Raw genomic sequence first — 21,299 nt, forward strand, 5'->3', positions numbered from 1 at the left:
GTTCGTTCCGTGCTGTTCCCGCACCGACCAGGTTTGCCGTTGCACACCCCGGCCGGTCGCGACGCCCCTAGTATGGCCTTGCCGGTCGCACCCTGTGTGTGGGTTCCGGCAACTGATGGTCGAACGAAGAGGGGTCCCCCGCGGTGAGCACGCTGCAGTTCAAGCGATCGCCCCGGTTGTCCGCGCCGCGCCAGCCGGGCGGCGAGGTGCACCTCGAGCCGCCACCCGAGGTGCCCAGGGTCATCCCGGGCAACATCGTGCTCAAGCTGCTACCGGCGGTCATGATCGTGGCGACCATCGGAATGATGGCGTTCATGTTCGTCGCGTTCCGCGGCAACCCGACCTCCCTGCTGTTCGGCGGCATGATGCTGATGTCGATGGTCGGCATGATGGCCGGCGGCGGCGGGCGCGGCGGCGGCCAGAAGAAGGCCGAGATGAACGAGGACCGCAAGGACTACCTGCGCTACCTCGGCCAGATGCGGGACCGCGCCCGGGAGGCCGCGCTGGATCAGCGGGCCGCGCTGGAGTGGGTGCACCCGGACCCGCAGGCGCTGTGGTCGATCGCCACCAGCCGGCGGATGTGGGAGCGCCGCCAGTCCGACGCGGACTTCTGCCACCTGCGCGCCGGCCGCGGCTCGCAGCGGCTGGCCACCCGGCTGGTGCCGCCGCAGACCGGCCCGGTCGACGAGCTGGAGCCGATCGCCACGCTGGCCCTGCGCCGGTTCGTCCGGGCCCACTCGATCGTCCCCGAGCTGCCCATCCAGATCGCCATCCGCGGCTTCGCCGCCGTGGGTCTGTCCGGTGAGCGGGAGCTGACCCGGGGTCTGGCCCGCGCGCTGATCGCGCAGCTGGTCACCTTCCACACCCCGGACGACGTGCTGATCGCCGTGGTCACCGCGGGCAAGGCCAAGCAGGAGTGGGAGTGGGCCAAGTGGCTGCCGCACGTGCAGCACCCGCTCATGGTCGACGGCATCGGTCAGCTGCGGATGATGGCCGGCTCGCTGAGCCAGGTCGAGGAGTGGCTGGACGAGGAGCTGCGGGACCGGCAGCGGTTCACCCGCAACGCGCCGCCGCAGCCGGACCAGCCGCACATTCTGATCGTGATCGACGACGGCGAGGTGACCCGCGAGGAGCAGATCCTGCTCGAGGAGGGCCTGGTCGGCGTCACGCTGCTGGACCTGTCCGAGTGCCTCGGCACGCTGACCGCGCGGCGCGGCCTGCGCCTCGTGGTGGAGGAGGACCGGCTGGGGGCGCGCAGCGCGAGCGGCGTCGAGTGGTTCGCCCGCCCGGACCGGCTCACCGTGGCCGAGGCGGAAGCCTTGTCCCGCAAGCTTTCCCCGTGGCGGCTGGGCGCGGCCGCGGCCGACGTCGGGGACGAGGAGCCGCTGCTGTCCAACCCGACGCTGCTCGAGCTGCTCGGGATCGCCGGCGACCCGATGACCTTCGACGTGCAGCAGGCGTGGCGACCGCGCTCGATCCGGGACCGCTACCGGGTTCCGTTCGGGGTCGGCGAGTTCGGCCAGCCGGTGGAGCTGGACATCAAGGAAGCCGCGATGGAGGGCATGGGCCCGCACGGCCTGTGCATCGGTGCGACCGGATCCGGCAAGTCGGAGTTCCTGCGCACCCTGGTGCTCGGCATGCTGGCCACGCACTCGTCCTCGACGCTGAACTTCGTGCTGGTCGACTTCAAGGGTGGCGCGACGTTCCTCGGCCTGGACAAGGCGCCGCACGTCGCCGCGACGATCACCAACCTGCAGGACCAGCTGATCCTGGTCGACCGCATGAAGGACGCGCTGGCCGGTGAGATGAACCGGCGCCAGGAGGCGCTGAAGAACGGCGGCAACTTCAAGAACGTCTGGGAGTACGAGCGGGCCAGGGAGAACGGCGCGGACCTGGATCCGTTGCCGGCGCTGTTCATCGTGGTGGACGAGTTCTCCGAGCTGCTGTCCGCCAAGCCGGACTTCATCGACCTGTTCGTGGCGATCGGGCGGCTCGGCCGCTCGCTGCAGATGCACATGCTGCTGGCCTCGCAGCGCCTCGAGGAGGGCAAGCTGCGCGGCCTGGACTCCCACCTGTCCTACCGGATCGGTCTGAAGACGTTCTCCGCGGCCGAGTCCCGGGCCGCGATCGGGGTGCCGGACGCGTTCGAGCTGCCGTCGATTCCGGGCTCCGGTTACCTGAAGTTCGACACCTCCACGATGGTCCGGTTCAAGGCGGCCTACGTCTCCGGCCCGTACCGCCCGGCCGGCATCACCGCGGCCGGCCCGTCCGCGCCGGTCACCGGCGACCGGCGGGCGAAGCTGTTCGTGCCGGACTACGTGGAGATCCCGAAGGAGCCGGAGCGGCCGCGCGAGGTGCTGCAGGAGGCGCCGAAGCCGGAGAGCAGCAACCCGACCGAACCGAGCGAGCTGGACGTGGTCGTGTCCCGGCTGGTCGGTCAGGGCCCGCCGGCGCACGAGGTGTGGTTGCCGCCGCTGGACACCCCGAACTCGCTGGACACGCTGCTGCCGCCGTTGCAGCCCACCGAGGACCGCGGCCTGTCGCCGGTCGGGTTCTTCGGCAACGGCCGGTTGCAGCCGCCGCTCGGCCTGATCGACAAGCCGTTCGAGCAGCGCCGTGACCTGCTGTGGGCCGACTTCTCCGGTGCGGCCGGGCACGCCGCCGTGGCCGGCGGCCCGCAGTCCGGCAAGTCGATGCTGTTGCGCACGCTGGTGATGTCGATGGCGCTCACGCACACGCCGGAGGAGGTGCAGTTCTACTGCATCGACCTCGGCGGCGGCACGATGGGCACGCTGGAGAGCGTGCCGCACGTCGGCGGGGTGGCCGGCCGGCTGGAGCCGGACAAGGTGCGCCGGATGGTGGCCGAGGTGTCCAGCCTGGTGAACCAGCGGGAACTGCTGTTCCGCAACCGGGCGATCGACTCGATGACCGACTTCCGCAACCGCAAGCGGCGCGGTGAGCTCAAGGAGGACCCGTGGGGGGACGTCTTCCTGATCATCGACGGCTGGCTGAACTTCCGGCAGGAGTTCGAGGCCATCGAGATGCAGGTGGTCAACCTGGCGTCCCAGGGTCTGTCCTACGGCGTGCACGTGATCGTGTCGGCGAACCGCTGGGCGGAGATCCGGCCGGCGCTCAAGGACCTGCTCGGCACCCGGTTCGAGCTGCGCCTCGGTGATCCCAGCGAGTCCGAAGTGGACCGTCGGGTCGCGGTGAACGTGCCGGAGGGCCACCCTGGCCGCGGTCTGTCCCGGGACAAGCTGCACTTCCTGGTCGGCCTGCCGCGGATCGACGGCTCGTCCAACGACGAGGACGTGGCGGCCGGCGTGCAGGACGCGATCGCGAAGATCCGCGGCGGCTGGCGGGGCCGGCACGCGCCCAAGGTCCGGCTGCTGCCCGATCTGCTGCCGTACGCGGATCTGCTGGCCCAGGACGGAAAGCGCGGCGAGTCGCGGCTGGTGCCGATCGGGGTCAACGAGGACGCGCTGGCCCCGGTGTACCTGGACTTCGACGCCGAGCCGCACTTCATGGCGTTCATGGACGGCGAGTCGGGCAAGACCAACCTGCTGCGCACGATCGTCCGCGGCATCACCGAGCGGTACACCGCCAAGGAGGCGGTCATCATCCTGGTCGACTACCGGCGGACCATGCTCGGGTTCGTCGAGTCCGACCACCTGCTCGGCTACGCGGTGTCCTCCAACCAGCTCGGCGGCATGGTCGGTGACATCCGCAACTCGATGACGAAACGGTTGCCCGGGCCGGACGTGACCCAGGAGCAGCTGCGCAACCGGTCCTGGTGGAAGGGGCCGGAGCTGTTCGTGGTGGTCGACGACTACGACCTGGTGGCCACCCAGGCCGGCAACCCGCTGCAGCCGATCGCGGAGTTCCTGGCCCAGGCCAAGGACGTCGGCCTGCACGTGGTGGCCGTGCGGCGCACCGGTGGCGCCGGCCGGGCCATGTACGACCCGGTGCTCGGCAAGCTGAAGGAGATCGCCAGCCCCGGCCTGATCGGCAGCGGCAGCAAGGACGAGGGTCCGTTGCTCGGCAACGTGAAGCCGTCCGCGATGCCGCCCGGCCGGGGCACCCTGGTCAGTCGGAAGGTGGGCCAGCAGCTGATGCACGTCGCCTGGATCCAGCCCGAGTGACGGTTCGGGTCGCGGTCGACTTTGGCACGTCGAGCACCTGCATCGCCGTGTCGGTCAACGGCCGCGAGCCGCAGGTGGTCGCGGTGGACGGAAACCCGCTGATGTCCTCGGCGGTCTACGCCGCGCCGCAGGGCACGCTGTTCGTCGGCCAGGAGGCGGACCGGCAGGCCGCGATCGACCCGTCGCGCTACGAGCCGCACCCCAAGCGCCGGATCGACGAGCCGGAGCTGTTGCTCGGCAACACGGTGATCGCGGTGCGCGAGGTGATCCGCGCGGTGCTCGGCCGCGCGGTCGCCGAGGCCCGGCGGGTGACCGGCGGGGCGGCGGTGGACCAGTTGGTGCTCACCCATCCGGCGGACTGGGGCGGGGTGCGCACCCGGGTGCTGCGGACGGCGGCGACCGGGCTGGCCACGACGATCGTGCTGGTGCCGGAGCCGGTGGCGGCCGCGGTGTTCCACGCGGCGAGCTTCCCACCCACCCGCGGCGCGCCGGACCGGGCGCTGGCCGTGCTCGACGTCGGCGGCGGCACGGTGGACGTGAGCGTGGTGCGCCGGGCGCCTGCGGTGGGCGGCCGGCCGCCGGCCTACCAGGTGCTGGCCACCCGCGGCGATCCCAGCTTCGGCGGCGCGGACGTGGACCAGTTGCTGCTCGAGCACGTCGGCGCGCTGGTGTCCAACATCGACCCGGACGCCTGGCGGTCCCTGATCGAGGGCCGGCAACTGCCGGACCGCAGACGCCGGCGGGTGATCCACCAGGATGTCCGCGGTGCCAAGGAAACCCTGTCCCGGCACGCCTACACCGACGTTCCGCTGCCGCCGCCGTTCCCGGACGCGCACGTCACCAGGGCCGACCTGGAGCGGCTGATCGGCGACCAGCTGTCCCGGGCCGCCGAGCTGACCGAGGCCACCATTCGGACCGCGGGGCTCGCCCCGGCCCAGCTGTCCGGGATCTTCCTGGTCGGCGGGTCGAGCCGGATCCCGATGATCGCCCGGCTGGTGCACCGGCGCCTCGGGGTGGTGCCGACCACGTTGGACCAGCCGGAAACCGTGGTGGCCAGGGGTGCGCTGCGCGCGGTCGGCGCCGAGCCGGACCGCACCGGGGTGGTCGGGGCCGCAACCGTGGCCGCGGCCGAGCGGCCGACCGCCCGGGTCACCGCCCGCGCGCCCGCGCCGCCACCGGGCCCGGCGCTCCCGCCGCCGCCCACGTCCGCGCCGCGCCGCCGCCGGCTGGTCTGGCTCGCCGCCGCCGCGGTGGCGGTGCTGGCCGGCACCACGATCACCCTGCTGCTCACCCTTGGCGGCGGGGACGAGCCACCGCCGGGCCGACTGATCGCGCAGTACGAGTACCAGTTCAGCCTGCCGTCCGGCTGGACCCAGACCGGCGGCGAGGCCGGCAAGCTGCGGACCGAGGTCAAGCCGGTGGGGGCCGAGAGCGGCCAGGACCGGATCCTGGTCGACCAGCGGCGGCTGGCCTTCGACAGCCGCACCGACCGGCCTCGGGTGCTGAACAAGCTGCGTTCGGACTTCGAGAACGCCGGCTCGTTCAGCGACTACCAGGAGAACGCCAGCTTCGCCGGCCGGAACGTGATCAGCTATCGGGAGAATCTGCCGAACAGCCGGGTGGACTGGTACGTCCTGTTTGACGCGCACACCCAGGTCAACATCGGTTGCCAGTACACCGAGTCCGGTGCGCGGACGGTCCGGCCGGCCTGCGAGACCGTCGTGCGGACGATGAAGATCACCGAATGAGGAGACATTTCGCAACCGCGAATCGGCCCCTCAGTTGACCATTGGGCCCGACAATTTCCGTCGATCTGCGATGTGGTAGGGCAATCCGCGCCGGTGGTGAACCCGCAGCTAGCCGGCCTGCGCCGCGTTTTCCGGGGCAGAAGTGTGCGCTTTCGCACACGCCTGGGACCGGCCGCGTTCGCCCATCGTTGCGGCATCGGTTACCGGATGCGGCGTTCACGCTAGCAACGACCTGCCCGTAACCGGGGACAGCGCGGAACCGGACCTGGCAGGGTGTCGTCGTAACACCGTACGAAACGATCAGAGTACGGAGTACCGACCCGAAGAAGGGGGCTTGACCTCATGGCAATGTTCGCCGCCGGAGCACCGGAACTGACCCGAGCCGGCCAGGAAATGGTGGACACCAACGAGCAGCTCATGGACCAGGCTCGGCAGCTCGCCGCGGCGATCGACGCCGTCGTCTGGGATGGTGCCGCGAAGGTCGCGTTCGTGAGCCTGATGACGAAGTTCGCCGAGGACACCCAGAAGCTGAACGACAGCCTGATGCGGATCTCCGAGGAGATCGCCGCGTCGTCCACCGCCTACCAGGCTCAGGACGAGCAGGCGCAGAGCGACCTGTCCGCGATCACGAGCGCCCTCGACGGCATCTGATCCGCTCCGCGAACCTTCCCGACAACCCAACCTGAGACTTGAGAGAGGAAAGTATGAACGGCGACGGCTACATGCGGTATGACTTCAACGCGATCGGTGAGCTTGCCGGCAGCATCAACGGCCGAGTGCAGGCGATCCAGACGCTGGTCGAGGACCTGCGGGCCAAGGTGGACAACCTGTCCAGCATGTACGAGGGTGCCGCTTCGGCCGGCTTCCAGCAGACCCGGACCACGTGGAACTCCGCGGCCGACAGCCTCAACGCTGTGCTGGCCCGGATCGCGGTCGCGGTGAACAAGACCAACGAGGACGCCCAGAACACCGAGCGGCTGAACACCGGCCGCTGGGGCTGAGCCGCCCTTCGGTTACGGACAACGAAGCCCCGGGAGCATTCTCCCGGGGCCGTTGTTTGTCCATCAGCCGTCGGCGTCGCCGAGGTCGTCGTAGAACTTGGCCACCGCGTCCTTGTCGGTGATCGCGGTGATCTCCTGCGGCGCCGGCGGTTGCGGGAAGTCCTCGCGCGACGCCCGGCCGGTGACCTCGTAGCCGAGCTGGATGCGCAGCTGCGGATCGCCCGGCACCGTGCCGAGCACCTCGAACCCGCGGAACCGCCAGTCCGGCTCGAAGTCCATCCGCACCGGCAGGACGGTCGCCTTCATCTCCGCGGTGACCTTGTCCCGCAGCGCCACGGGCACCGACGCGATGCCGCCGTCGATCATGGATTCGAGGGTGACCCCGGTGCGCAGCTCGTAACCGCCGCCCTGTTTCGGAGTCACCGAGCGCCGCTGCTGATCGGGTGCGTCCAGCTTGGTCTGGGTGATCGCGCCGTCCAGCTTCACCGCCACCCACGAGGTGAGCATCAGGTACGGGTCGAAGCCGTCCTTGAGCTGGAAGGTCGGCGTGGACACCCACGGCGTCGGCGCGAGGGCGGCGTGCCGGCTGTCCAGCTTTACCAGGTCCACATCGGAGTTCGGGGTGTGCAGAAAGATCTGCACGTCCTTGTCGTCGGCGCCGGGATGCTTGACCACCACGGTCATCGGCGGGTTGCCGAACTTGGCCGACTCGAACTCGTTGATGTGCTTGGAGTCCCCGAGGTACAGGTAGTTGTAGACCTTGGCGCGCTCGTCGCCGAGCCGGCCGAAGTGCGTCTGGAACTCGCTGATTCCCTTGGTGTAGGCGGATTCCATCGCCTTGGCGGCGGCCACCTGGTCGGGCTGCGCGGTGCCGGGCACCGCCTGGGCGCAGCCGGCCAGCGTGATCGTGAGCGCGGCGGCGGCGACCGGGAGCATGGGTCGTCGGCTCGTCATGGCACCCCCTGTTCGGCGCGATCACGGTAACGCGCCGGCGATCTTCTGTGACACTGGACCCATGCCAGTTGCCGTGATCACCGGGGCCGGCTCCGGGATCGGCCGGGTGGTCGCGCTCGCCCTGCTGGACGCCGGGTACGCCGTCGTGCTCGCCGGGCGCCGGGCGGAACGGCTGCGGGAGACCGTGGCCGCCGCCCCGGCCGGCGCGCCGGCCACCGCGGTGCCCACCGACGTGACCAGCGCCGAGTCGGTGGCCGCCCTGTTCGACGCGGTCCGCGCCGAGCACGGCCGGCTCGACCTGCTGTTCAACAACGCCGGCCTGAGCCTGCCCGGCACCGCCGCCGACCTCTCGGTCGAGGATTGGCGCCGGGTGGTGGACACCAACCTCACCGGCTCGTTCCTGTGCGCCCGGGAGGCGTTCCGGCTGATGCGCGACCAGCGGCCGCAGGGTGGCCGGATCATCAACAACGGCTCGATCTCGGCCACCAGTCCCCGGCCGGCCAGCGTGGCCTACACGGCGAGCAAGCACGCCATCACCGGCCTGACCAAGTCGCTGTCCCTGGACGGCCGGCCGTACCGGATCGCCTGCGGCCAGATCGACATCGGCAACGCCGCCACCGACCTGACCGCCCGGTTCGCCGAGGGCGTGCCCCAGGCCAACGGCACGGTCCTGGCCGAACCGGTGTTCGACCCCGTGCACGTGGCGCACGCGGTCCGCTACATGGCCGGCCTGCCGCTGGACGCCAACGTCCAGTACCTCACCATCACGGCCACCACCATGCCGTTCATCGGCCGCGGCTGAGCATGGGTCACCCCGCTTTGACCGTGTCCCGCCGCGCCGGGTATCTTCTTACGTTGTTGTGCGGCGCGGAGCGCGACGCTCAGTGAGGCACGCACAGACCCCAGAGACATTGATGACGAGGTAGACCCGTGCGCACGTACAGCCCGAAGCCCGGCGAGGTGGCCCGCACCTGGCACGTGATCGATGCCGAGGACGTGGTGCTCGGCCGGCTTGCCACGCATGTCGCCACGCTGCTGCGCGGCAAGCACAAGCCGACCTTCGCCCCGCACGTGGACACCGGTGACTTCGTCATCGTCGTCAATGCCGGCAAGGTGGTGCTCACCGGCAACAAGCGCGACAACAAGTTCGCCTACCGGCACAGCGGCTACCCCGGCGGCCTGCGCAAGCGCTCGTTCGGCGAGCTGCTCGACACCCGCCCGGACCGGCTGCTCGAGAAGGTCGTCAAGGGGATGCTGCCGAAGAACAAGCTCGGCCGCGCCCAGGGCAAGAAGCTGAAGGTGTACGCCGGCCCGGACCACCCACATGCCGCCCAGCAGCCCAAGCCGTTCGAGATCGCGAAGGTCGAGAAGCAGTGACTGAAGAGTACGTGACCACCACGCCCGAACTCGAAGAGCCGCCGGCCGAGCCGCGCGCCCCCCGGGTGACCGCCGAGACCGCGCAGACGGTGGGTCGCCGCAAGGAAGCCGTGGTCCGGGTGCGGATCACCCCGGGCAGCGGTCAGTTCGTGCTGAACGGCAAGTCCCTCGAGGACTACTTCCCGAACAAGGTGCACCAGCAGCTCATCCGTGAGCCGCTGGTGATCCTGGAGAAGCCCGAGGCGTTCGACATCCGGGCCAACCTCAAGGGCGGCGGCATCACCGGGCAGGCCGGTGCGCTGCGCCTGGCCATCGCCCGGGCGCTGATCCAGCTGGACAGCGACGACCGGCCGACCCTGAAGAAGGCCGGGTTCCTCACCCGCGACCCGCGGGTCAAGGAGCGCAAGAAGTACGGCCTGAAGAAGGCCCGCAAGGCGCCGCAGTACAGCAAGCGCTGACCGGATTTCTCGGCACCGCACCCGCGGCTCCAGGGCGTGGGCAGAGTCGCCTTGGACACTGTCGGTAACACCACGTTCGCCGCACCAGATGCACCGGGCATGGCGCATCTGCGTCCCCGGCATTCGAGGAGGTAGACACCGACCATGGCACGCCTGTTCGGTACCGACGGAATCCGCGGTCTCGCCAACGGTGACCTGACCCCCGAACTGGCCCTGACGGTGTCCGCCGCGGCGGCTCGGGTGCTGGTCGCGCACGACAGCTCGCACCGTCCGGTCGCGGTCGTCGGCCGGGACCCGCGGGCCAGCGGCGAGATGCTGCAGGCCGCCGTGTGCGCCGGGCTGACCTCGGCCGGCGCCGACGTGATGCAGGTCGGGGTGCTGCCGACGCCGGCCATCGCGCACCTGGTCGCCGAGCTGAACGCCGACCTCGGGGTGATGATCTCCGCGTCGCACAACCCGATGCCGGACAACGGCATCAAGCTGTTCGCCGCGGGCGGGCACAAGCTGCCGGACGCCATCGAGGACGAGATCGAGGCCCTGGTTGGCCGGCCGGGCACCCGGCCGACCGGCACCGGGGTGGGCCGGATCTACGAGATCAGCGACGCGCTCGACCGCTACATCGCGCACCTGCTGAAGGCCACCCCGCACCGGCTGGACGGCCTGCGGGTGGTGGTGGACTGCGCCAACGGAGCCGCCTGGGCCGCGGCACCGCAGGCCTACCGGGAGGCCGGCGCCGAGGTGATCGCCATCCATGCGCTGCCGGACGGCGAGAACATCAACGACGGCTGCGGGTCGACCCACCTGGACGCGGTGCGGGCTGCCGTCCTGGCCGAGCGGGCCGACCTGGGGATCGCGCACGACGGCGACGCCGACCGGTGCCTGGCCGTGGACGCGGCCGGCGAGCTGATCGACGGCGACCAGATCATGGCGGTGCTGGCGCTGGCCATGCGGGAGGCCGGTGACCTGGCCGACGACACCCTGGTCGCCACCGTGATGAGCAACCTGGGGCTGCATCTGGCCATGCGTGAGCACGGCGTGGAGCTGCGCACCACGGCGGTTGGCGACCGGTACGTGCTCGAGGAACTGCGGGGCGGCGGGTTCTCGCTCGGCGGGGAGCAGTCCGGGCACGTGGTGCTGCCCGGCCACGCGACCACCGGCGACGGGCTGCTCACCGGGTTGCGGCTGATGGCGCGGATGACCGACACCGGGCGCACGCTGGCCGACCTGGCCGGGGTGATGCGCCGGCTGCCGCAGGTGCTGGTGAACGTGAAGGTCGCGGACAAGGCCGCGGTGGCGGCGTCGGTCTCGGTGAGCGAGGCGGTCGCGGCGGTGGAGTCCGAGCTGGGCGAAACCGGCCGGGTGCTGCTCCGCCCGTCCGGCACCGAGCAGCTGATCCGGGTGATGGTCGAGGCGCCGACCCACGACACCGCGGAGGCCGCCGCCAACCGGCTGGCCGGCGTGGTCTCCTCGGCCGGCTGAGTCCCGGCGAACTTTCGCAACTTTCGGTTCCCCGTCCCCCCGCGTCCGGCGGTGGGCTAGTTTCGGTTTGCGTCTGCGACGGCACCGCGGGTCGGGTGGGTGCGTCGTAGGGATCGTGCCGGTGACGGTCGTGGGAATCGAGGGGATGTCATGGCGGACGGTTTCGGCGTCGAGGCTGGACAGGTGCAGCAGTGCGCGAACCAGTTCAGGACCGAGGGGGAGGCGATCGGTCAGCTGGCCGGCAAGGTCGAAGATCCGGCCGTGAGCAAGGGCCAGGTCGGTAAGCACTTCCAGGCCGTGGTCCCGCAGTACGCGCAGATGTTCGCGCTGATCAACGCTTCGGTGAAGTCGTTCGGGTCGGCGGCCGTGGCCACCTCGGTCCAGCTCGGCGACGTGGCGACCAGCTACTCCGGCACCGACGCGAGCGGTCAGCGGAACATGCAGGCGCAGGGGGGCTGATTCGTGGCCAGCGCTGACGAGATCCGCCGGCTGCTCGACGATCCGCACGTCGCCAATGGCACCAAGAAGCAGCTGCTGCGCGACCTCGCCGCGATGACGGAGTCGAACGACGACGAGCTGCGCCGGTACGCGCGGGACCTGGGGATGTCCGAAGAGGAGATGACGGACCTCCACGATGCCGTCGAGCTGGTCGACGAAACCATCGATCTCGACCCGCACGACGAGCACATCCGGCAGGCCCACATCGACCAGGATCTGGGCCAGAGCTGGGCGAACCTGACGGACAGCACGTCGTCGCCGACCTCGGACGCGATCCTGGACGACGGCATCGTCGGGCTGAAGATCTTCGACGAGTTCTACCCGCGGTTCACCCGGGTCGGCGGTTCGGCCGGCGGCGAGCAACCGGTCGATCCGGACGGGCTGCGCCGGGCCGTCGACGAGCTGCGCGGGATCGACTTCCGGGCGTTCGCGACGGACGCGTCCTCGGTGAACGAGGTGGTGTCCGGTGTGGACGATTCGCGCAACCATCTGGCGCAGGCGTGGTCGACCAACCTGTCCGGGTGGACCGGCCCGGCGGCGGAGTCGGCCAACCAGTACAAGGCGAAGTTCGACGGCGCGATCGCCACGCTGGACGCCGGGATCAAGCCGGTTCCCGGGGCGCTGACCTCGGCGTCGGAGACCATTCAGAAGCAGGTCACCGACTACGCCAAGCATCTGCACAACCAGTGGGGCGACGGCCGGATGGCGCAGCTGACCCCGGCCGAACTGGACGCCGTCATCGAGGGCAAGGAGCGCCTGCCCGAGGTGATCTCGGACCTGGAGAACTTCTCCGGAAACCTGCTCTCGCTCATCACCGGTGCGCTGGGCTACCTGGCCGGCGGACCGCTCGGCGCGATCGCCGCCGTCGCCGGGCTCGAGTTCGCCACGTCGCTGAGCCCGTTCAACCTCGAGGAGGAACTGGAGAAGTACCGGCAGGCGCTGCGTACCTGCGAGGAGAAGATCAACCAGTTCAAGCAGGACTACACGAGCAAGGCGTCGGCCGTGCACCAGTACACCGACAACGCCTGCCAGGCGGTCCAGGAGACCTACGACGCGCTGTTCGCGGCCACCACCGGCACGATGTCCGCCAACCCGTTCGAGGCGCTGGGGACGACCCCGGACTTCGAGGACGCCCAGCAGGGCGGCACCGGTGAGCGCCCGCGCGGCGGCGGCCCCGGTCCCGGTGGCGGCGGTCCGCCCGGACCGGGTGGCGGCGGCCCTGGTCCCGGTGGCGGTGGCCCCGGTCCCGGTGGTGGCGGTCCCGGTCCCGGTGGTGGCGGCCCGGTCGACCCGGATGCGGCGACCCCGTTGCCGGCCGAGACCGGGCCGGAGCAGCCGACCGACCCGAGCCGGATGCCGGTGCCGGCCGGGCCGGGCGCAGGCGGGGCGCCGGAGACCATCTCGATCAAGGACGGCGACCGGACCATCTCGGTCACCAGCCCGGACGGCCAGGGCCACGTGAAGGTGACCGTGGACGACGGGACCGGTCAGCCGAAGTCCTACGACCTGGACTTCGGCGCGCCGACCGGTACCGGCTCGGCCGGCGGTCCCGGCACGCCTGCCGTGGATCCGGCGACCGGACGGCCAATTCCGGGCGTCGGGGACGGGGGCGGTCCGGGATCGGGCGGCGGGTTCGGCCCCGGCGGGCCGGGCGGGTCGGCGACGCCGGGCCTGCCGGTCGTGGATCCGGCCACCGCGCGGCCGTTGCCGGCCGTGGACCCGGCGACCGGGCAACCGGTGCCGGGCGGGGTGGACACCCCGGTCACGGCCGGGCCGGACGGCCGGTGCGTGATCACCGACGGCCCGCTGACCATCACCGCCGAGCATCCACCCGGATCCCCGGACACGATCCGGGTGACCATCGACGACGGCACCGGCGAGCCGACCAGCTACACGCTGGACTACTCCGGTTCGACCGACCAGGCCACCGGCCGGCCGGGCGAGTCGGCGCCGGTCCGCACGCTGCCGTACGAGGCAGGCCAGCCGGACCGGTTCGTCGCGGCCGGCGAGCCGCAGGTCGCCGCGTCCGTGCCGGCCGGCGCGATGCCGGCCGGTCCGCCGGATCTCCCGCCGCCGCCGGTCGTCGCGGACGAGGGGTACCAGGCCACCGCGGCCGCCGCGAGCGGGTCGCACGACCCGGTCGGCGGCCAGTACGCCGGTGGCGAGTTCGGCAGCGCGCCGGACGGCCAGGCGGGTTCGGTCGGCCTGCCGGACACCGGCACCGATCATCCGGCCGCAGGCGGCCCGGGTGAGGCCGGCCTGTCCGCGGCCGCGGAGGAGTCCGGCGGCGGGAACGCTCCGGCCGGGGCGGTCGGCGGTGGCATGCCGATGATGGGCGGCATGGGCGGCGCCGCCCCCGGCGGTGGCGACCAGGACCGCTCGACGGGCCCGTGGCGCACCGCGGGTGACCTTTTCGATGAGGACTACACCGACGCCGAGGCGGCCCTCGGCCGGGTGACCAGCGACGAGGGCCGGTTCCGGCGCTAGGCGGGGTGAGCAGCGATGATCGAGATCGACCCGAGGATCGAGCAGGCGTTCGCCGAGGTCCTGGCGAAGTCCCGGCACCGGGCCGCGGACGTGACCGACCGGCTGGCCGCGAAGCAGCGGGAGCTCGCGGCGCGCTCCGAGCAGATCAAGGAAGAGGGCCGGCGGCTGTCCGAGGAGCTGGACCGGCGGGTGGCGCGCAAGCAGGAGGACGCCCGCAACCCGTGGCAGCAGCGGTCGGCCAAGCCGACCGTGCTGTCCTTCGGCGAGGACGAACAGGAGCAGGCCCGGTCCGCACCGACCAGGCCCATCCCGGTCCAGTCGCCGCCGGGCGCCGGAATCCCGGTGGCGCCGCCGCCCCCGCTGCCGGCCCGACCCGAGCCGCAGCCGAACGAGCGGGTGCTGTCGTTCGAGATCGAGACCGACGACAAGCCGCGGGCCGCGCCGCCGCGCCGCCGGCCCCGCCCGGCACCCGCCGACGAGGACGACGACCTGTCCGGCCGCAGCTGGATGCGTTGAGAAGGGGACACCCGCATGGCCAGTGCCGATGAGATCCGGCGACTGCTCGACGACCCGCATGTGTCGGCGCAGACCAAGAAGCTGTTGCTGCGCGACCTCGCCGCGATGGCGGAGTCGAACGACGACGAGCTGCGGCGCTACGCCCGGGAGCTGGGGGCGTCCGAAGACGAGATCATCGATCTGCACGACGGCGCGGACCTGGTCGGCGGGATCGATCTCGATCCGGAGGACGAGCACATCGGCCGGGCGGAGCGCGACCGGGAGCTGGGTCAGAGCTGGGCGAACCTGACGGACAGCACGTCGTCGCCGACCTCGGACGCGATCCTGGACGACGGCGTCGTCGGGCTGAAGATCTTCGACGAGTTCCATCCGCGGTTCACCCGGGCCGGCGGTTCCGGGCAGAACGTCGACCCGGACAGCCTGCGCCGGGCCGTCGACGAGTTACGCGGGATCGACTTCCGGGCGTTCGCGACGGATGCGTCGGCGGTCGGCGAGGTGGTGTCCGGTGTGGACGATTCGCGCAACCATCTGGCGCAGGCGTGGTCGACCAGCCTGTCCGGGTGGACCGGCCCGGCGGCGGAGTCGGCCAACCAGTACAAGGCGAAGTTCGACGGCGCGGTGGCCACCCTCGATGCCGGGATCAAGCCGATTCCGGGGGCGTTGACCTCGGCGTCGCAGACGATCCAGAAGCAGGTCACCGACTACGCGAAGCTGCTGCACAACCAGTGGGACGACGGCCGGATGGCCGGGATGACCCCGCGGGAGGTGGACGCCGCGCTGGACGGCCGGGACGAGCTGCCCGGGGTGATCGCCGAGCTGGAGGCGAAGATCTACGAGCTGAACCACCGGAGCCTGCTGGACCGGGCGTTCGACTTCGCGGTCGGCGCGCTCGGTTTCCTCGTCGCCGGCCCGATCGGCGCGATCGCCGCGATCACCGCGGTGCACTTCGCGTCGGAGATCACCGAGGACAACATCGAGGAGGAGACCGAGAAGTACCGGCAGGCGCTACGCGGGTGTGCGGAGAAGATCGGTCAGTTCATCGATGACTACTCGGCCCGGGCGGCGTCCGTGCACGAGTACACCGAGCAGACCTGTCAGGCGGTTCAGGACACCTACGACGCGCTGTTCGCGGTCACCACCGGTCAGGGGCAGCTGTCCGCCAACCCGTTCGACACCGTGGGGGCCACGCCGGACTTCGAGGACGCGCAGCCAAGCGGCAACGGCCACGGCCCTGGTGGCGGTGGTCCCGGTGGCGGTGGTCCCGGCGGCGGCGGTCCGGGTGCCGGCGGCGGTGTCCCGATCAACACCGGCGGCGGTGGGGGCGGCGGCTACTCGCCACCCGCGCTGCCCACCGACAGCACCGACCCCGCACTGGCCGGTGGTGGGCCGGGCGGCGGCGGCGGCACGGATCCGTCCCAGGCCGGCGGTGGCCGGGTGCCCGGTGGCCTCGGTGACCCGACCGACCCGCGCGGCGGGCAGGGCGCAAACCCGCCCTCGATCCCGGTCGGCGGTGGCGGTGGTGGGGGCAACGGGGCGGTCCCCGGCCAGCCTGGCGCCCCCAAGGAAGTCACCATCAAGGACGGCAACCGCGCCATCACGGTCGGCGAGCCGGACGCCCGCGGCCGCAGCAAGCTCACCATCGACGACGGCACCGGCAATCCCAAGAGCTACGAGCTGGACTTCGGCACCGGCGAAGGTGGCGAGGACGGCGACGTGATCCGCCCCGGTGCCGACGGCAAGGCGGTCATCCGGGACGGCGACACCACGATCACCACCGAGCAGGTCCCCGGCCAGCCCGGCCAGCTCAAGATGACCGTCGACGACGGCACCCCGCCGCCCAACACCTACACGCTCGACTTCGACACCCCGACCCCCGGCGGCCTCGACCTGCCCAGCTCCACGGCCGGTGCCGCCGGGTTGGGTGGCGGCGGTGGCATCGGCGGTGGTGGCGGTGGCATCGGTGGCGGAGGTATCGGCGGTGGTGGCGGAGGTATCGGTGGCGGTGGTGGCGGCGCCGCCACCCCCAACCCCGCGGCCCTGGACTTCGGCGGCGCCACCGGCGCCCAGGCACCCGGCGCCGTCGACGAACGCCTCGCCACCCCGGCCGGGGCCAGTGCCGGTGCCGGGCCCGGCGGCGGCCCGACCGGCGGCCCGGTAGGCGGCATGCCGATGGGTGCCATGGGCGCGGGCGCCGGCCAGGGCGGCGACCAGGCCCGCACCAGCAAGTGGCGCACCCAGGGTCAACTCTTCGACGACGACGACCCCGCCGCCACCTTCGACGGCATCGTCGGCGAAGACCCCGCCAACCGTCCCCCGGCCAAACCCACCAAGCGCACCTGAGCGCCGCGGAGCCGCTCCGCGAGGTGCCGGCGAGGGCAATCTCACATTCAGCCGGCGCTATGCGTGCGATGTCACAGGGCGCGGGCGTCGTGCGGCGCGTTCGGCAGTTCGATGTTCAGCAGGCCCTTCACCTCGTCGGTGAGCAGGGGCTCGTACTGCTTGGCCCCGGTGAGGTGGACCAGGAAGAAGGCGGTGAGCAGGGCGCGGGTGAGCCGTCGGGTCCGGTGTTCGGACTTGCCGGGGAGCAGCAGGGTGCTCCAGTGCCAGCCCTCGGTGAAGCCCAGGTGGCTGGCCTTGGGCAGGAACTTCAGGCGGACCGGGCCGGCCCAGGCCCTGGCGATCAGCTCGCCGTTGCCGACCGGCGGGGCGACCTGGTCGCGGCCGGCGACGACGTGCAGGCCGGGCATCCGGCAGGCCCTGGCCGCCTCCGAGGCGAACGGGCGGGTCTGCGCGGCGGCCAGCGTGGCCACGGCCGCGACCCGGGTGTCCTCGGCCGCGGCCAGCACGGCACAGCCGCCGCCGATGGCGTGTCCGGCCAGGCCGAGGCGGCTCGGGTCCACGGTGATTCCGCCGTCACCCAGGCGTACCCCGGCGCACACGTCCAGCGCCGTCGCCAGGTTCGCGGCCAGCAGCCGGTGCGAGGCCAGCGGCCCGACCTGAGTGGCCGGCGCCGCGACCACGACGCCCCAGGAGGCCAGGTGGCGGAGCAGGCCCCGGTACCGGGCCGGTGGCTGCAGCCAGCCGTGTCCGAACGCGACGGCCGGCAGACCGGTGCCGGAGCGCGGGGTCAACACCGTGCCGGGCAGGCCGACCAGCGCCAGATCGCCGCGCAGCACCGGGTGCGGACCCGGCCGGGACAGCTCGTCCAGCAGATGCGTGGCCTTCGGCGCCATGTCGGGACCCTATCTGGGCCCGAGGGCGTCGGCCCTACCGGCGCTCCTACGGGCACCGTTTACGCTCGGCGGCGTGTGCGGAATTGTGGGATACGTAGGACACCGCCCGGCGCTGGACGTCATTCTCGACGGCCTTCGGCGCCTGGAGTACCGCGGCTACGACTCGGCCGGGGTCGCGGTGCTGACCGGGACGGGCGAGTTGGCCGTGCAGCGCAAGGCCGGCCGGCTGGCCAACCTGGAGGCCCGGTTGGACGAGGTCGGCCGGGACAGCCTTGGCGGCACCGCCGGCATGGGCCACACCAGGTGGGCCACGCACGGCCCGCCGGTGGACCGCAACTCGCATCCGCACCGGGACACCACCGGGCGGGTGGCCGTTGTCCACAACGGGATCATCGAGAACTTCGCCGCGCTGCGCGCCGAGCTGGAGGCGGCCGGGGTGGAGCTGACCAGCGACACCGACACCGAGACCGTCGCCCACCTGGTCGCCCGCGCCTACGACGGCGTGGACGGCGGCGACACCGCGGGCGACCTGCCGGCCTGCCTGCGCCGGGTGTGCCGGCGGCTGGACGGCGCGTTCACCCTGGTCGTGGCGCATTTAGCGGAGCCGGACCGGATCGTGGCCGCGCGCCGCAGCTCGCCGCTGGTGGTGGGCGTCGGCGACGGTGAGATGTTCCTCGCCTCCGACGTCGCGGCGTTCATCGAGCACACCCGCGAGGCGGTCGAGCTGGGCCAGGACGAGGTGGTGACCATCACCCGCGACGGGTACCAGGTGACCGACTTCGCCGGCGCGGACCGGGTGGTCCGCGGGTTCACCGTGGACTGGGACCTCTCCGCCGCCGAGAAGGGCGGCCACGAGTACTTCATGCTCAAGGAGATCGAGGAGCAGCCCGACGCGCTGGCCAACACGCTGCGCGGGCACTTCGTCGACGGCCGGATCGTGCTCGACGAGCAGCGCCTGTCCGACCAGGACCTGCGCGAGGTGGACAAGGTGTTCGTGGTCGCCTGCGGCTCCGCCTACCACTCGGGGATGCTGGCCAAGTACGCCATCGAGCACTGGTGCCGGCTGCCGGTCGAGGTGGAGCTGGCCTCGGAGTTCCGCTACCGGGACCCGGTGCTGGACCGGGACACGCTGGTCGTGGCGGTGTCCCAGTCCGGCGAGACGGCCGACACGCTGGAGGCGGTGCGGCACGCCCGGGAGCAGAAGGCCCGGGTGCTCGCCGTGTGCAACACCAACGGCGCGCAGATTCCGCGCGAGTCCGACGCGGTGCTCTACACGCACGCCGGGCCGGAGATCGGGGTGGCCTCGACCAAGGCGTTCCTTGCCCAGGTCGCGGCCAACTACCTGGTCGGGCTGGCGCTGGCGCAGGCCCGCGGCACCAAGTACCCGGACGAGGTGGCCCGCGAGTTCCACGAGCTGGCGGCGATGCCAAGGGCGGTCGAGCAGGTGCTTGGCACGATCGACGCGGCCAGGTCGCTCGGCCGCGCGCTGGCCGACTCCAAGGCCGTGCTGTTCCTCGGCCGGCACGTGGGCTACCCGGTGGCGCTCGAGGGGGCGCTCAAGCTCAAGGAGCTGGCCTACATGCACGCCGAGGGGTTCGCCGCCGGGGAGCTCAAGCACGGGCCGATCGCGCTGATCGAGGAGGGCCTGCCGGTGGTGGTGGTCATGCCGTCGCCGAAGGGCCGGGCGGTGCTGCACAGCAAGCTGGTGTCCAACATCAGCGAGATCCAGGCCCGCGGCGCGCGCACGATCGTGATCGCCGAGGAGGGCGACGAGACCGTGCGCCCGTTCGCCGACGCCCTGATCGAGGTGCCGGCGGTGCCCACCCTGTTGCAGCCGCTGGTCTCCACGGTGCCGCTGCAGGTGCTGGCCGCCGAGATCGCCCGGACCCGCGGCTACGACGTGGACAAGCCGCGCAACCTGGCCAAGTCGGTGACCGTGGAATAGTGCACCCCCATGCGGGGCGTGTGGACCACCGAGCACGTGAAGGCGGCCGAGGAGCGCCTGATGGCGCGCGTCCCGGCCGGGACGCTGATGCGCCGGGCCGCGTTCGGTGTGGCCGCCCGGGCCGCGGCGGTGCTGGCCGAGCGGACCGGCGGGGTCGCCGGCCGGCGGGTCACGCTGCTGGTCGGCGCCGGCAACAACGGCGGCGACGCGCTGTGGGCCGGGCACTTCCTGCGCCGCCGGTCGGTCGCGGTCGACGCGCTGCTGCTCGAGCCGGACCGGGCACATGCACAGGGGCTGGCGGCGCTGCGCCGGGCCGGCGGCCGCATCGTGTCCACAGTGGACGGTCGGACCGATCTGGTGGTGGACGGCATCGTCGGGCTGTCCGCGCACGGCCCGCTGCGGGCGCCGGCCGCCGAGCTGGTGGCCGGGATCACCGCACCGGTGCTGGCGGTGGACCTGCCGAGCGGGGTGGACCCGGACACCGGTGCGGCGGAAGGCCCCGCGGTGACCGCGGCCGTCACGGTCACCTTCGGCTGCCGCAAGCCGGTGCACGTGCTCGGCGAGGGGCTGGTGCGCTCCGGCGCGGTGCACCTGGTGGACATCGGTCTCGCCGGCGAGCTGGGTGCGCCGGACCTGGTCGTGCTCGACCCGGACGACGTGGCCGCGACCTGGCCGCTGCCCGGCCCGCGGGACGACAAGTACACCCAGGGCGTGACCGGGATCGCGGCCGGCTCGGCCACCTACCCCGGAGCGGCCGTGCTGACCACCGGCGCCGCGGTGCTGGCCACCTCCGGCATGGTGCGCTACGCCGGATCGGCGGCCGACGAGGTGCGGGCGCGCTGGCCGGAGGTGGTCGCCACCGGCTCGGTGGCCGATGCCGGCCGGGTGCAGGCCTGGGTGGCCGGACCGGGCCTCGGCACCGGCACCGCCGGCCGTGAGGTGCTCGGGAAGGTGCTCGGCGACGGGCTGCCGGTGTGTGTCGACGCCGACGGAATCACTTTGCTGGCAACGAATCCGGAGCTGTGGGACGCCCGTGACCCGGCCGTGCCGGTGGTGCTCACCCCGCACGACCGGGAGTTCGCCCGGATCGCCGACCCGGTGCGGGTCACGCTCGGCCCGGACCGGGTGGCCGCGGCCCGGGCGCTGGCCGCGAAGACCAACTGCGTGGTGCTGCTCAAGGGATACAGCACGGTGGTCGCCGATCCGGCCGGCCGGGTGCTGGTCAACCCGGCGCACTCGGCCTGGCTGGCCACCGCGGGCTCCGGCGACGTGCTGTCCGGGTTGATCGGTGCGCTGCTGGCCGCCGGGATCGATCCCTGGCTGGCGGCCGGGTGCGCGGCGTGGGTGCACGAGCGGGCCGGTGCGCTGGCCGCGGCCGGGGCACCCGCCCCGGCGTCGAAGATCGTCGCGGCCGTCCCGGACGCCATCCGGTCCGCCCGGGGCCTGGTATGACAGCATGGA

The 21,299-nt window shown here is 72.2% G+C and carries 16 protein-coding genes; 14 read left to right on the forward strand and 2 right to left on the reverse strand.

Features of this window, described 5'->3' with window-relative positions; translation table 11 throughout:
• Positions 1–143: 143 nt before the first annotated feature.
• The 4 genes from eccCa (at position 144) to VFV67_RS15975 (ending at position 6,891) form a co-directional block, all read left to right on the forward strand.
• On the forward strand, positions 144–4,142 hold the full coding sequence (gene eccCa / locus VFV67_RS15960) for a type VII secretion protein EccCa (RefSeq protein ID WP_326470821.1): 3,999 nt from the start codon (positions 144–146) through the stop codon (positions 4,140–4,142).
• Positions 4,139–5,890 (forward strand): type VII secretion-associated protein, encoded by a 1,752-nt coding sequence (locus VFV67_RS15965; protein ID WP_326470823.1) that lies wholly within the window; start codon positions 4,139–4,141, stop codon positions 5,888–5,890. The genes eccCa and VFV67_RS15965 overlap by 4 nt, the downstream gene beginning before the upstream one ends.
• A gap of 342 nt (positions 5,891–6,232) precedes the next feature.
• The gene (locus VFV67_RS15970; RefSeq protein WP_326470824.1) at positions 6,233–6,541 is read left to right on the forward strand and encodes a WXG100 family type VII secretion target; all 309 of its coding nucleotides are present in this window, start codon (positions 6,233–6,235) and stop codon (positions 6,539–6,541) included.
• A 53-nt stretch (positions 6,542–6,594) separates the two neighbouring features.
• Positions 6,595–6,891: a WXG100 family type VII secretion target gene (locus tag VFV67_RS15975; protein WP_326470825.1), complete on the forward strand. Its 297-nt coding sequence runs from the start codon at positions 6,595–6,597 to the stop codon at positions 6,889–6,891.
• A 63-nt stretch (positions 6,892–6,954) separates the two neighbouring features.
• On the opposite strand, the gene VFV67_RS15980 is transcribed toward VFV67_RS15975, so the two are convergent.
• Positions 6,955–7,845, reverse strand: coding sequence for a hypothetical protein (locus tag VFV67_RS15980; RefSeq protein WP_326470826.1), 891 nt, complete (start codon positions 7,843–7,845; stop codon positions 6,955–6,957).
• A gap of 61 nt (positions 7,846–7,906) precedes the next feature.
• Between VFV67_RS15980 and VFV67_RS15985 the strand changes: the two genes are divergently transcribed.
• The 8 genes from VFV67_RS15985 (at position 7,907) to VFV67_RS16020 (ending at position 17,000) form a co-directional block, all read left to right on the forward strand.
• The gene (locus tag VFV67_RS15985; protein WP_326470827.1) at positions 7,907–8,647 is read left to right on the forward strand and encodes an SDR family oxidoreductase; all 741 of its coding nucleotides are present in this window, start codon (positions 7,907–7,909) and stop codon (positions 8,645–8,647) included.
• A 128-nt stretch (positions 8,648–8,775) separates the two neighbouring features.
• The gene (rplM, locus tag VFV67_RS15990) at positions 8,776–9,222 is read left to right on the forward strand and encodes a 50S ribosomal protein L13 (protein ID WP_326470828.1); all 447 of its coding nucleotides are present in this window, start codon (positions 8,776–8,778) and stop codon (positions 9,220–9,222) included.
• Positions 9,219–9,680 carry a 30S ribosomal protein S9 gene (rpsI, locus tag VFV67_RS15995; protein ID WP_326470830.1) on the forward strand — a complete coding sequence of 154 codons (462 nt, stop codon included), beginning with the start codon at positions 9,219–9,221 and terminating at the stop codon, positions 9,678–9,680. The genes rplM and rpsI overlap by 4 nt, the downstream gene beginning before the upstream one ends.
• A gap of 144 nt (positions 9,681–9,824) precedes the next feature.
• Positions 9,825–11,159: a phosphoglucosamine mutase gene (gene glmM / locus VFV67_RS16000; protein ID WP_326470831.1), complete on the forward strand. Its 1,335-nt coding sequence runs from the start codon at positions 9,825–9,827 to the stop codon at positions 11,157–11,159.
• Positions 11,160–11,309: 150 nt separating this feature from the next.
• The gene (locus tag VFV67_RS16005) at positions 11,310–11,618 is read left to right on the forward strand and encodes a hypothetical protein (RefSeq protein ID WP_326470832.1); all 309 of its coding nucleotides are present in this window, start codon (positions 11,310–11,312) and stop codon (positions 11,616–11,618) included.
• Between the two features lie 3 nt (positions 11,619–11,621).
• Positions 11,622–14,144, forward strand: a complete 2,523-nt coding sequence (locus VFV67_RS16010) for a hypothetical protein (protein ID WP_326470834.1) — start codon at positions 11,622–11,624, stop codon at positions 14,142–14,144.
• 15 nt (positions 14,145–14,159) lie between these two features.
• Positions 14,160–14,660 (forward strand): hypothetical protein, encoded by a 501-nt coding sequence (locus VFV67_RS16015; RefSeq protein WP_326470836.1) that lies wholly within the window; start codon positions 14,160–14,162, stop codon positions 14,658–14,660.
• A 15-nt stretch (positions 14,661–14,675) separates the two neighbouring features.
• Positions 14,676–17,000: a hypothetical protein gene (locus tag VFV67_RS16020; protein ID WP_326470838.1), complete on the forward strand. Its 2,325-nt coding sequence runs from the start codon at positions 14,676–14,678 to the stop codon at positions 16,998–17,000.
• A gap of 71 nt (positions 17,001–17,071) precedes the next feature.
• Here VFV67_RS16020 and VFV67_RS16025 read toward each other — a convergent pair whose 3' ends face one another.
• Positions 17,072–17,893 carry a dienelactone hydrolase family protein gene (locus tag VFV67_RS16025; RefSeq protein ID WP_326470840.1) on the reverse strand — a complete coding sequence of 274 codons (822 nt, stop codon included), beginning with the start codon at positions 17,891–17,893 and terminating at the stop codon, positions 17,072–17,074.
• A 73-nt stretch (positions 17,894–17,966) separates the two neighbouring features.
• Here VFV67_RS16025 and glmS point away from each other — a divergent pair, with 73 nt between their 5' ends.
• Positions 17,967–19,838 (forward strand): glutamine--fructose-6-phosphate transaminase (isomerizing), encoded by a 1,872-nt coding sequence (gene glmS / locus VFV67_RS16030; protein WP_326470842.1) that lies wholly within the window; start codon positions 17,967–17,969, stop codon positions 19,836–19,838.
• A gap of 9 nt (positions 19,839–19,847) precedes the next feature.
• The gene (locus VFV67_RS16035) at positions 19,848–21,290 is read left to right on the forward strand and encodes an NAD(P)H-hydrate dehydratase (protein WP_326470844.1); all 1,443 of its coding nucleotides are present in this window, start codon (positions 19,848–19,850) and stop codon (positions 21,288–21,290) included.
• The last annotated feature ends 9 nt before the right edge of the window (positions 21,291–21,299 follow it).

Source organism: Actinophytocola sp., assembly GCF_035762905.1.
Classification (GTDB): domain Bacteria; phylum Actinomycetota; class Actinomycetes; order Mycobacteriales; family Pseudonocardiaceae; genus DASYTH01.

Coding starts and splice junctions, on each gene's coding strand:
- VFV67_RS15970 (WP_326470824.1), top strand. CDS start 6,233: ATGGCAATGTTCGCCGCCGGAGCACCGGAACTGACCCGAGCCGGCCAG.
- VFV67_RS15975 (WP_326470825.1), top strand. CDS start 6,595: ATGAACGGCGACGGCTACATGCGGTATGACTTCAACGCGATCGGTGAG.
- VFV67_RS15980 (WP_326470826.1), bottom strand. CDS start 7,845: ATGACGAGCCGACGACCCATGCTCCCGGTCGCCGCCGCCGCGCTCACG.
- VFV67_RS15985 (WP_326470827.1), top strand. CDS start 7,907: ATGCCAGTTGCCGTGATCACCGGGGCCGGCTCCGGGATCGGCCGGGTG.
- glmM (WP_326470831.1), top strand. CDS start 9,825: ATGGCACGCCTGTTCGGTACCGACGGAATCCGCGGTCTCGCCAACGGT.
- VFV67_RS16005 (WP_326470832.1), top strand. CDS start 11,310: ATGGCGGACGGTTTCGGCGTCGAGGCTGGACAGGTGCAGCAGTGCGCG.
- VFV67_RS16015 (WP_326470836.1), top strand. CDS start 14,160: ATGATCGAGATCGACCCGAGGATCGAGCAGGCGTTCGCCGAGGTCCTG.
- VFV67_RS16020 (WP_326470838.1), top strand. CDS start 14,676: ATGGCCAGTGCCGATGAGATCCGGCGACTGCTCGACGACCCGCATGTG.
- VFV67_RS16025 (WP_326470840.1), bottom strand. CDS start 17,893: ATGGCGCCGAAGGCCACGCATCTGCTGGACGAGCTGTCCCGGCCGGGT.
- VFV67_RS16035 (WP_326470844.1), top strand. CDS start 19,848: ATGCGGGGCGTGTGGACCACCGAGCACGTGAAGGCGGCCGAGGAGCGC.